The sequence below is a fragment of the uncultured Georgenia sp. genome (assembly GCF_937958535.1).
Lineage (GTDB): Bacteria > Actinomycetota > Actinomycetes > Actinomycetales > Actinomycetaceae > Oceanitalea.
Genome location: NZ_CALGNQ010000195.1, coordinates 1 through 10,861 on the forward strand (window position 1 = coordinate 1; position 10,861 = coordinate 10,861).

Below are 10,861 nucleotides of genomic sequence, written 5' to 3' on the forward strand. Positions count from 1 at the left end.
CGATCGTGGTGACGGGCCGCTATCCGCGCGCGATCTTCGACTTCAACGTCGGGGTCCTGCGCTGGAGCTGGCGCGTGGCCTACTACTCCTACGGCGCGCTCGCGACCGACCGGTACCCGCCCTTCAGCCTGGGTGAGGTGCCGGACTACCCCGCCCACCTCGACGTCGAGTACCCCGAGCGGCTCTCGCGCGGCCTCGTGCTCGTCAAGTGGTGGCTGCTCGTCCTGCCCCACTACCTCCTCCTCGTCTTCTTCCTCGGCGCGGGCGCGGCCGTCGCACGCCAGGTCGAGGGGCTGACGTGGATGTGGGAGGGCGGGCTCATCGCGCTGCTCGTCCTCATCGCCGGGGTCGCGCTGCTCTTCACCGGGGGGTACCCGCGGGGCCTGTACGACCTGCTGCTCGGGCTCAACCGCTGGGTGCTCCGGGTCGCCGCCTACGCGGGGCTGATGACCGACAGCTACCCACCGTTCCGCCTCGACCAGGGCGGCCCGGATCCCGAGGTGCAGCTCACCGCGCCGACGTCGGGGCGCGGACCGGTGGGCTCTCAGGTCCCGGGCGCGGACGCCACGGCGGTTCCGGGCGCCGTCGCGCCGTCGTCGTGGACCGCGGGCCGAGCTGTCGCCGTCGTCGCGGGGTCCCTCGCCGTGCTGCTCGGCCTCGCCGCGGCCCTCGCCGGGGCCGCGCTGCTGGTGTGGCAGTCGGCGCTCCGTGAGGACGGGTACCTCACCACGCCGACGTGGCAGGTGGAGACCGCCGGCTATGCCGCCGTGACCGAGGAGATCGTCCTCGCGGGGGAGTGGCTCGACGACGGGCTGGGCGACGTGCGCCTGCGTGCCACCGGGGACGATGCTGCGATCTTCCTCGGGGTGGCGACGGCGCAGGACGCGGCCGCCTACCTCGGCGGGGTCGCGCGCGAGCAGCGGGACAACGCCTTCGTCGACCGGGAGCTGCCGGGTGGGGCACCGGCCGTGCCGCCCGCGGAGGCGGACATCTGGCTCGCGTCCGCCGAGGGCGGCGGGCAGCTGGTGCTCGACCTCGAGCCGCGGCCGGGAAGCTTCGTCGTGGTCGTCATGTCCGCCGACGGCGGAGCGGGGGTGCGCGCGAGCGTCGACGCCGGCGCGACCCTGCCGTGGGTCGGGGCCGGAGCCGGGGTCGCCCTCGCTGCCGGGCTGGTCCTGCTCGCGGGCGGGCTCGCCGTCGTCGTCCTCAGTGTCCGTGCCGCCTCTCCGGCGCGCGTCGGTCGCCGGGAGGAGGCGCAGCCGTGACCGGGTCGCGACGTGTGCTGGCACTCATCGGCGTGGTGGTCGTCGCCGTGGTCGCGCTCGGCGCGTGTGCAGCCGGCGAGAACGTGCAGGAGATGCCGGGCGGGGCCGGCTTCTGGCCCGGGCTGTGGCACGGGATCATCCTCCCGGTCACGTTCATCGTCTCGCTGTTCACCGACACCGTGAGCATCTACGCGGTGGACAACAACGGGAACTGGTACGACGTCGGCTTCGTCCTGGGCCTCGCGCTCTTCTCCGGCCCGGTCATCGGCCTGCGGGGACGTCGCTCGTGACGACTCGGATCCCTGCCCGGTCCGGCCGTGACGAACCGCGGGTGCCACCACGCGACCGCGACGACTGGGCGGACCTGCCCGTGCGTTCACGGTGCCGGGCCGGGTGGCCGTGGGGTACGGGAAGCGGTACTGGTCGGACGGCGCGTTCGCCCCGCTTCGTCGTGGACGACGTCGTCTACCGCTGACGTCGCTATGGTGGGCCCAGCCTGCGGTGTCCGACGACCGAGGAGCTCACGACGGGATGACGGAGACGACCAGCGTCCACCTGCCCGACGGCGACATGCCCGCCCACCTGTGGCTCCCACCCTCCGGGTCCGGCCCCGGGATCCTGCTCCTCCAGGAGATCTTCGGCGTGAGCCGCTACGTCCGGAGCCGGGCGCAGGACCTCGCCGAGCTCGGGTACGTCGTGCTCGCGCCCGAGCTCTACTGGCGCCTGGGCGAGACGGTGGACGAGTCGCGCGCGGACGTCCTCGAGCAGGGGATGGCGCTCGCGGGCCGGCTCGACTGGGAGCAGACCGTCGCCGACTCCGTGGCGGCGCTCACCGCGCTCCGCGCGCGGCCCGAGGTGGCGGGCGGCGTCGGCGCCTTCGGGTTCTGCTTCGGCGGGGGAGTGGCGTTCAACGTCGCCGCGGTGGCGGACGTCGACGTCCTCGTCTCGTACTACGGCTCGGCGCTGCCGACCCTGCTCGACCTCGCCGGCCGGGTCACCGCCCCGAGCCTCCACCACTTCGGCACCGCCGACAGCTACATCCCGCTCGAGCAGGTCGAACGGATCCGTGCCGCCGTCTCCGGCCCCGAGGTGGAGTTCCACCTCCACGAGGGCGCGGGGCACGCGTTCGACAACCCGGCACCGATGTTCCACCATTCGGCCGCGACCGCCGACGCGTGGGCGCTCACCACTGACTTCCTCGCCCGGCGCTTTCCGGTGGCCGCGGCCGGCGCGGCACGCTGACACGGCGCGCCCGCGGGCCGCCGCGCGGGGCCCGGCCTGGGACCAACCTCCTGGTCCGCCCGCCCCCGGACGGGTGAGGATGAGACGGGAAGCTGTCTCACCTCAGGAGGATCCACGATGGCAACAGTCGGACTGGTCGGCACTCTGGACACCAAGCGTGAGGAGTACGCGTGGCTGCGTGACGAGCTCACCCGGCGGGGCGTCGACGTCGTGCTCATCGACGTCGGGACGTTCTCGGACGGCGGCGGCATCGCCGACGTGACGTCCGCCGAGGTGGCTGCGGCAGCCGGCGCCGACGTGGACCGGCTGCGGGAGGAGAACGACCGCGGTGCCGCGATGACGACGATGGGCGAGGGCGCCGCCGTCGTCGTCGACCGCCTCTTCCGGGAGGGAAGGCTGCACGGACTGCTCGGGGTCGGTGGCTCCTCCGGCTCGTCGGTCGCGTCGCGCGCGATGCAGGTGCTCCCGGTCGGGGTACCCAAGCTCCTCGTCTCGACGATGGCCGCCGGTGACGTCGGCCCGTACGTCGGTGCCAAGGACGTCACGGTCATGCCCTCGGTCGTGGACGTCGCGGGGATCAACCGCATCTCCCGCGCGATCATGGGCAACGCCGTCGCCGCTGTCGCGGCCATGGCGCAGGCCTACCGCGAGCGCGCGGCCGCTCCGGAGGAGGAGGACGAGCCGCACCTCATCGGCGCCACGATGTTCGGCCTGACGACGCCGGCGGTCGACGAGGCCCGGCAGCGCCTCACCGAGCTCGGGTACGAGGTGCTCGTGTTCCACGCCACGGGTGCCGGCGGGCGCGCGATGGAGGCGCTGGCCGCCGACGGGTTCCTCGACGGCGTGCTCGACCTCACGACCACCGAGCTGGTCGACGACATGCTCGGCGGCGTGCTGTCCGCCGGCCCGGACCGGCTCGAGGCGGCGGGTGCTGCGGGGCTGCCGCAGGTGGTGAGCGTCGGAGCCCTCGACATGTGCAACTTCGGGCCCGAGGCGACGGTGCCGGAGAGGTACGCCGGCCGGAGGTTCGTCGTCCACAACCCGACGGTCACCCTCATGCGGACGACGCCGGAGGAGATGGCCGAGCTCGGACGGCGGATCGGGCGCAAGCTGAGGGAGGCGACCGGGCCCGTGGCGGTATACCTGCCGCTGCGCGGGGTGTCCGGCATCGACGTCGAGGGTGGGCCGTTCCACGACCCGGAGGCGGACGCGGCGTGCTTCGCGGCGCTGCGCGAGGAGCTGGAGGGCAGCGACGTCGTCGTCCACGAAGTGGACAGCGCGATCAACGACCCCGGCTTCGGCCGGGCAGCGGCCGAGGAGCTGCACGCGCTCATCGGCCGCGTCCGCGACTGAGGCCACGAGCCGGGCGGGCTCGGCAGGAGCGCGCCCGGACGCCGACAAGAGTAAGGAGTAGAGACACATGGATCGTCAGGAAGCACTGGCGCGGCTGCGCGCCACCGTCGAGTCCGGCAGGCCGATCATCGGTGGGGGCGCCGGCACGGGACTGTCCGCCAAGGCTGCCGAGGCCGGCGGGATCGACCTCATCATCATCTACAACTCGGGCCGCTACCGGATGGCCGGACGCGGCTCGCTCGCGGGCCTCCTCGCCTACGGGGACGCAAACGCGATCGTCATGGAGATGGCGAACGAGGTGCTGCCCGTCGTCAAGGACACCCCGGTGCTCGCCGGCGTCAACGGCACCGACCCGTTCCGTGTCATGGGCAGGTTCCTCGACGACGTCAAGCGTGCCGGCTTCACCGGCGTGCAGAACTTCCCGACCGTCGGGCTCATCGACGGCGTCTTCCGCCAGAACCTCGAGGAGACCGGGATGGGCTACGCGCTCGAGGTCGACATGATCGCCGCCGCACACGAGCGCGGCCTGCTCACCACGCCCTATGTCTTCGACGCCGAGCAGGCCACCGCCATGGCCGAGGCGGGCGCCGACGTCCTCGTCCCGCACATGGGCCTGACCACCTCCGGCAGCATCGGCGCCCAGACCGCGCTCACGCTGGAGGAGAGCGCCGCGCGGGTGCAGGAGATGCACGACGCCGCGAAGAAGGTCAACCCCGACATCCTCGTGCTGTGCCACGGCGGCCCCATCGCCGAGCCGGCCGACGCGCAGTACATCCTCGACAACACGAAGGGGGTCGTCGGGTTCTTCGGGGCGTCCTCGATCGAGCGGCTGCCCACCGAGCGGGGGATCAAGGCGCAGACGGAGGAGTTCAAGGCCATCACCTTCTGAGGCACTTCTGCCCCCGGGCAGGCCGCCGGCTCGGTCCGTCGAGGGCCGGCCGGCGGCTCCGCCCGTGGTGGGCGGCTACTGCAGCTCCGGCGGGATCCACCACAGACCGTCGTTGTTCGCCGCGATGTACTCGGCGAACTCCTCGGAGTGGTAGGCGTCGACGATGGCCTGCGCCCACGGTGCGTCGGCGTTCTCCTCCTTGACGACGACCTGGAGCACGAGGTGGTCGAGGATGTCCTCGGTGGCCAGCGCGGACGACGGGTCGATGCCGGCGTTGTAGACGATCGAGCCGGTGATGACGATGTAGTCGAAGTCGACGCTCGCGGGCGGGATGGTCAGCGACCGCATCTCGGTGATGTCGAGGTTGTGCGGGTCGGCCACGATGTCATGCTGCGTCACCGTCGCCGGGTCGGCGTCCTCATCGAGCTCGATCCAGCCGATCTTCTCCAGCAGGAGGTAGGCCCGGGCCATGTTCGAGGCGTCGTTGGGCACGGCCACCGTGGCGCCGTCGGGGACGTCGTCGAGGCTCTCGTGGTGGTCGGAGTAGATACCCGCGGGGACGGTGGGGATCGGGGTTATCGGGACGAGGTCGCCGTCGTTCTCGGCGTTGAACGCCTCGAGGTAGGCGGTGTGCTGCTCGACGTTGAAGTCGACGTCGCCGTCGTTGAGGGCGATGTCGGCGGTGAGCAGGTCGGACATGTCGTGCGCCTGCAGCGTGTAGCCCTGCTCCTCGAGGATGGGGGCGACGGCGTCCTCGAAGAGCTCGGTGTACGGGCCCTGGGACTTGCTGTAGGTCAGCGTCGTTTTCTCGTCCGACGCGGAGGCGGCGTCGCCGGAGCTCCCGGTGGCACCCGGTTCGGCGCAGGCGCCGAGGAGGAGCGCCAGCGGTAGGGCGCCGGTGAGCGCGACGGTGCGGATCTTGTGCATGCTGGTTCGGTTCCTTGTCTGTCGGTCGGCGTGCGGGTCGGTGGTCAGCGGGGCTCACGAAGACGGCGGGACAGGGCGTTGCCCGCGGCCTGCATGAGCTGGACGAAGATGACGAGGATGACGACCGTGAAGATCATCAGCGGGGTGTTGAACCGTTCTCTGCCGTAGGTGAGGGCGAGGTCGCCGACGCCGCCGCCCCCGCCGTAGCCCGCCATCGCGGTGGCGCCGAGCAGCCCGACGACGCTGGTGGTCAGGGCCAGCACGATCGAGCTGTAGGCCTCGGGCAGGAGGAAGCGGCGGACGATCTGGAGGTTGCTCGCACCCATCGCCCGTGCGGCCTCGAGCACACCGGGGGAGACCTCGAGGAGGCTGGCCTCGACCATGCGCGCGATGAACGGCGCGATGTAGACGATGAGGGGGACGAGGGCCGCGCGGCTGCCCACGCTGGTGCCGACGACCATCCGGGTGATCGGCATCATCGCGACGAGCAGGATGATGAACGGGATGCTGCGGACGATGTTGATCGTGACGTTGACCGTCACGTAGACGACGCGGTTCTCCATGAGCCCACCGCGCCGGCTGAGCACGAGCGCCAGGGCGAGGCCGATCCCGATGACGGTGCCGAAGAGCATTCCCCAGCCGAGCATGTAGACGGTCTGGACCCCGGCGAGCACGAGCTGGTCGACGGTGATGCCGAAGATCTCCTGCTCCACTAGATCTCGATCCTCTCCCGCAGGATCCCTGCGTCGTCGATGACCTCGTGCGCCCGCCGGACGGGTTGGGCGCCTCCGATGAGCTGGACGAGGAAGAGGCAGATGACGGAGTCCTGCACCTCCTCGACGGTTGCGCCGAGGATGTTGACCTCCAGCCCCTCGATCCGGCTGAGGGCGGCGAGCAGGGGTCGGCGGACGGTGTCGCCGACGAACCGGAGCCGGAGCAGCTCCTGGGGTCGGGTTTCGCTGCGGACCACCTCGAGCAGCGGTCCGGGGATCTGGTCGTTGACGACCGTGCGGACGAACTGCTGGGTGATCGGGCGGCGCGGCCGGGTGAAGATGTCCAGGACGCTGCCCTGCTCGACTATCCGGCCCGCCTCCATCACGGCGACCTTGGTGCAGATGCGCTGGATGACGTGCATCTGGTGGGTGATGAGGAGGATCGTCACGCCCATCTCGCGGTTGATCCGCTTGAGCAGGCCGAGGATGGACTCGGTGGTCGTCGGGTCGAGCGCGCTCGTGGCCTCGTCGCACAGGAGGATCGACGGCGACGTCGCGAGCGCGCGGGCGATGCCGACGCGCTGCTTCTGCCCGCCGGAGAGCTGGCGGATGCTCGCGTTGCGCTTGTCCTCGAGCTCGACGATGCGCAGCACCTCGCTCACCCGCCGGTCGATCTCGGCCCGCGGGGTGCCCTGGATGAGCAGCGGCATCGCGACGTTGCGGTAGACCGACTTCGTCTCGAGCAGGTTGAACTGCTGGAAGACCATGCCGATGTCCCGCCGCGTACGGCGGAGCCGGCGGGTGGACATCGACGTGAGGTCGAGGCCGTTGACGGTCACTGCACCCTCATCGGGGACCTCGAGCTGGTTGACCATGCGGAGGAGGGTCGACTTCCCGGCGCCGGAGAACCCGATGATGCCGAAGATGTCACCCTGCTCGACCTCGAGCGACGCGTCGACCAGTGCGTCGACCGTGCCGCTCTTCGTGACATAGCGCTTGGACACGCGCTCGAGCGTGATCATCGCGCCGCCCCGAGACCTCGCGGGTCGGTGAGGCGGTGGTGCAGGGCGCTGGGGATCGGCACTCGCAAGCTCTCGTGTCTTCGTTGCGGAGACAAAAAAGCGAGGCACGGTCTACGTGCCTCGCCAAGTCCGGATGCGTCAGTGGGTCATGAACCATCCCGGGACAGGACGAAGCCAGGCGAGGTGCAACACGTACACATCGTCATGATCCGTCCAGTCCGTTCGTGATCGAGGGCCGCAGCGTAACACGTGTCGAACAGGGCGTGGGCGGGTGTCCGGCCCGCCGTGCTCGCGTCCGGGGTCGCGATCTCGCGGGATCTCACCGGTGCGGGCGGGTGTGGGAGAACCGCACGCCCACGTCCGCGGGGAAGGTGTCGACGATCTTGGGGCGGGGTGGTGAGGTCTCGGTGGATCGGAGTTCCGGCCGCCGGTGTCCTTGATGCCGCGCGCAGGCACGAGGCTGCTCCAGCGTCACGGCGGAGGGCTGCTCCACAGCGCCGCGGCGCGGCCGTATCAGAACGGCGGCATGTCGTCCCAGGACCAGCTGGGGCCGTCCTCGACGCCGGGCCACGGCTCGCTCCGGGGCGGTGCCGCGTGCGGCGCCCAGGTCCCGCCGACGTCGGTCCCGCTCGAGATCTCGGCGAGGACGGCGTCCACGGCGGCCGGGGCGAGGTGACGTCCGGAGCGGGTGGCCTCGGCGGCGGCAGTGCGCAGCCCATCGGCAGTGCGACGCGGCAGGGTGACGGTCGTGCCGTCGGGCCGACGGAGGTAGCCGTGGCCGGTCGGGGTGGTCCAGGCGTAGGTCCGGTCGGTGCCGTGGGCGACGGCGAAGGCGCCGATGGACTTGATGCGGTGGTCGGCGGTGCAGAGCGGACCCATGTTCGCCGCGGAGGTCTCGCCGCCGTGCTGCCACTCGTGCTCGTGGTCGAGGTCGCAGCTCCGTGCGGGGGTGCTGCACCCCGGCCTGATGCACGTGCGGTCGCGCTCGCGGACGTGGTCAGCGATGGCGGCGGGCGGCTGGTAGCGGGTGCGACCGACGTCGAGCACCTGCTCGGTCACGGGATCGGTGACGAGGCGGCGCCAGACGCCTCCTCCCGCGGCGATGGCGCGGGCCACCACGGGCGGGACGGGTCCGTACCCCTCGAGCTCGGCGACGGGCTGCGGGTCGCGCTCCATGGCCGTGAGCTCGGCGGCGTGCGGGTCGGGAAGGAGGACGTCGAGCGGGATGGTGATCCGCACGTCGGCACGTCCGCCACCGAGCATGCCGAGCTTGAGCGTGGGCAGGCACCCGCCGGGAAGCCGGTGGCTCGGACGGGGCGGCCCGTCGTCGAACCGTGGGACAGACGGTGGTGCATCGTCGTGCTGTGCGGCGGTGTCGTCGTGCTCGGCAGGCGGCGGGGAGGTCGCGGTGTCACCGGGTGGCGAGGCCGGCCCGCCAGCGGGAGACGGCGCCTCGGCGAGGTCGGACGATGGGACTTCCGGCGCATCAGCACTCGCGGAGTCGGACGGCGGGACGCCCGGCGCGTCGGCGCCCGTGGAGTCGGACGCCGGAACTTCCGGCGCATCAGCGGCCGTGGAATCGGGCGCTGAAACGTCTTGTGCGGGGCCGGATGTCCGCGTCTCGCTCCCCGGTGACGTGCAGCCGCACCGGCATCCTTCACCGCGGCACGGGCCGATGTGCCCGCTCTCGAGCGCCGTGTGCGCCATGAGGGCGAGGGAGTCGGCGCGCAGCTGGTCGAGTGTTCTCCGGTCGCCGTTGTTCTTCGCGGCGCGGGCGGCAGCCTCGAGGGTGGTGTCGAGGGCAATAGCGTCGCCGGCGGCGAGCACGGCGGTGATGCTGGCCATGCCGTCGGGCAGGGCACGCGGCCGGTGGACGCACCGCTTCTGCCGGGCGGCGCGATGGCGGGCGTCGGCAGAGTCGGGGTCCACGGCGATGACGGCCTTCGCGAGGTCGTGCTGCACCTGGCGCAGCGTGCGCCCCGGCGCCTTGGGCAGCACCTCCCACTGGGCGGCCATCGCCACCTCCGCGGGGAGATCCTGCAGCGTGGTGACGATGGCCTGGGCGCGCGGATAGTCGATGAGTCCCGCCTCGAGCGCTTGACCGGTGGGCTGGAACATGGCCCCGAAGGCCCGACCGCACGCGGCCAGACGGATCGCGGACAGCTTGCTCACCCGCAGCCGCATGGACAGCTCCTGGCCGGCAACACACTCGCCCCTCGTCCGGCCGGCCACGGTGCCGGGCCATGTGGGGTTGAGCTCGTCACGCTCGGCGAGCACCGCGGCGGCATGTGCGGCCTTGGCCGCCGACCATGCCTCCATCCGCTTGTACGCCGCGACGACCTCCACGACCGAGTATGTGTCCACCTTATCCAGGTCGATCGCCGCAAGGAGCTTCGCGAGGCGTTCTCCCGGTGGCAGGTGCTCGAGGTACTCGCCGAGAGCACCTTCCTGGGGAAGGAGCTCCTCCAACGTCCGCTCGGGCCAGTTCTCCGGATCCGCAGCGGCGTACATGGGAAGGCCGAACGTGAGGAACTCGGCGTCGATCGCGATATCGAGGTCGCGGTGTGGGCTGGGGAGGTCGACGCCGGAAGCGAGCAGCTCGCCGTCGTCAAGGGCAGCAAGGTGGCTCCGCAGGAACACCTCGATGCCGGAGACGAGCACGCCGGCAAGCACGCCGTCCGCCAGCGTTCGCGGCCTCCGGCCGAGCGCGGCGGCAGACGTGGCCCGGAGCGGATCGGGTGCGCCGTCGCTACCGTCGTGTGCCATCGCTACGACCTCCTTCGAACCAGCGTATCGAACATACGTTCGACACGCAAGAGGCAAGGGCGTCGCCGGGGACGGTGCGATAGCTCAGAACCCGCGCCTCGCGGCCGATGGAACGGTCGAGACCATCTCTTGCCCGCCCACCAGCACGCGCGGGTGCGCTGAGGCGGACCGGCAGGCTCCGTCCACTCAGCGCGACGTCCGGTACGACACGCCACTGCACCGACGAGGGAGCAACAGTGACCGAACACCAGCCACCGCCGTACGACCAGTCGTGGGTGCTGGACCCTGCCGCAGGGTCCAGCACCCAGAATGCCCCGCGCCCCTGGTACACGAAGAAGTGGCTCACGGTCCCGGCCGGCGTCCTGGTGCTCGCCTTCACGGTCGCGGTCGGCATCGGCCTCGCCGTCGGAGGCGACGACGAGCCCGCCCCCACGCACGCGGAGCAGGCCGCGACCACCGCCGCGACTGAGGACGCCGACACAGCCGAGGCCGAGTGGGAGGCCGCCGAGAAGGCGGCGACGGTGGAGGCGGAGGAGGCGGAGCGCGCCGCACGCGACGAGGCGGGGAAGGCCGCCGCCGACGAGGCCGAGCGGGAGGCCGCAGAGCAGGCCGAGCGGGAGGCCGCTGAGCAGGCCGAGCGGGAAGCAGCCGAACAGGCCGAGCGGGAAGCGGCCGAGGAGGCAG

At 71.7% G+C, this 10,861-nt stretch carries 9 protein-coding genes and 1 pseudogene; 6 read left to right on the forward strand and 4 right to left on the reverse strand.

Going from position 1 to position 10,861, the window contains the following annotated elements:
• The 5 genes from Q0195_RS15790 to Q0195_RS10420 form a co-directional block, all read left to right on the forward strand.
• Positions 1 to 1,265 (forward strand): DUF4389 domain-containing protein (locus Q0195_RS15790; protein WP_366518095.1); only part of this gene is annotated, 1,265 nt, incomplete at its 5' end.
• On the forward strand, positions 1,262 to 1,555 hold the full coding sequence (locus Q0195_RS10405) for a hypothetical protein (RefSeq protein ID WP_299278038.1): 294 nt from the start codon (positions 1,262 to 1,264) through the stop codon (positions 1,553 to 1,555). The genes Q0195_RS15790 and Q0195_RS10405, both read left to right, overlap by 4 nt.
• A 241-nt stretch (positions 1,556 to 1,796) precedes the next feature.
• On the forward strand, positions 1,797 to 2,507 hold the full coding sequence (locus tag Q0195_RS10410) for a dienelactone hydrolase family protein (protein ID WP_299278041.1): 711 nt from the start codon (positions 1,797 to 1,799) through the stop codon (positions 2,505 to 2,507).
• A gap of 117 nt (positions 2,508 to 2,624) precedes the next feature.
• On the forward strand, positions 2,625 to 3,860 hold the full coding sequence (locus Q0195_RS10415; RefSeq protein ID WP_299278042.1) for a Tm-1-like ATP-binding domain-containing protein: 1,236 nt from the start codon (positions 2,625 to 2,627) through the stop codon (positions 3,858 to 3,860).
• Positions 3,861 to 3,927: 67 nt separating this feature from the next.
• Positions 3,928 to 4,749, forward strand: coding sequence for a phosphoenolpyruvate hydrolase family protein (locus tag Q0195_RS10420; protein ID WP_299278045.1), 822 nt, complete (start codon positions 3,928 to 3,930; stop codon positions 4,747 to 4,749).
• A 75-nt stretch (positions 4,750 to 4,824) separates the two neighbouring features.
• Here the strand turns inward: Q0195_RS10420 and Q0195_RS10425 are convergent, their stop codons facing one another.
• The 4 genes from Q0195_RS10425 to Q0195_RS10440 form a co-directional block, all read right to left on the reverse strand.
• A complete protein-coding gene (locus Q0195_RS10425; RefSeq protein WP_299278047.1) occupies positions 4,825 to 5,676 on the reverse strand; it encodes a MetQ/NlpA family ABC transporter substrate-binding protein in 852 nt (283 codons plus the stop codon).
• A 44-nt stretch (positions 5,677 to 5,720) separates the two neighbouring features.
• Positions 5,721 to 6,389: a methionine ABC transporter permease gene (locus Q0195_RS10430; RefSeq protein WP_299278050.1), complete on the reverse strand. Its 669-nt coding sequence runs from the start codon at positions 6,387 to 6,389 to the stop codon at positions 5,721 to 5,723.
• Complete coding sequence (locus Q0195_RS10435) at positions 6,389 to 7,393, reverse strand: ATP-binding cassette domain-containing protein (protein WP_299278053.1); 1,005 nt, start codon at positions 7,391 to 7,393, stop codon at positions 6,389 to 6,391. The genes Q0195_RS10430 and Q0195_RS10435 overlap by 1 nt, the downstream gene beginning before the upstream one ends.
• A 531-nt stretch (positions 7,394 to 7,924) precedes the next feature.
• Positions 7,925 to 10,177, reverse strand: coding sequence for a DUF222 domain-containing protein (locus tag Q0195_RS10440; protein WP_299278056.1), 2,253 nt, complete (start codon positions 10,175 to 10,177; stop codon positions 7,925 to 7,927).
• Between the two features lie 236 nt (positions 10,178 to 10,413).
• Between Q0195_RS10440 and Q0195_RS10445 the strand changes: the two are divergent.
• Positions 10,414 to 10,861, forward strand: a pseudogene (locus Q0195_RS10445) (hypothetical protein); the annotation flags it as partial.

Excerpts from the sequence above, each read along its gene's own strand:
- Q0195_RS10410 (WP_299278041.1), top strand. The coding sequence starts at position 1,797 with ATGACGGAGACGACCAGCGTCCACCTGCCCGACGGCGACATGCCCGCC.
- Q0195_RS10415 (WP_299278042.1), top strand. The coding sequence starts at position 2,625 with ATGGCAACAGTCGGACTGGTCGGCACTCTGGACACCAAGCGTGAGGAG.
- Q0195_RS10420 (WP_299278045.1), top strand. The coding sequence starts at position 3,928 with ATGGATCGTCAGGAAGCACTGGCGCGGCTGCGCGCCACCGTCGAGTCC.
- Q0195_RS10425 (WP_299278047.1), bottom strand. The coding sequence starts at position 5,676 with ATGCACAAGATCCGCACCGTCGCGCTCACCGGCGCCCTACCGCTGGCG.
- Q0195_RS10440 (WP_299278056.1), bottom strand. The coding sequence starts at position 10,177 with ATGGCACACGACGGTAGCGACGGCGCACCCGATCCGCTCCGGGCCACG.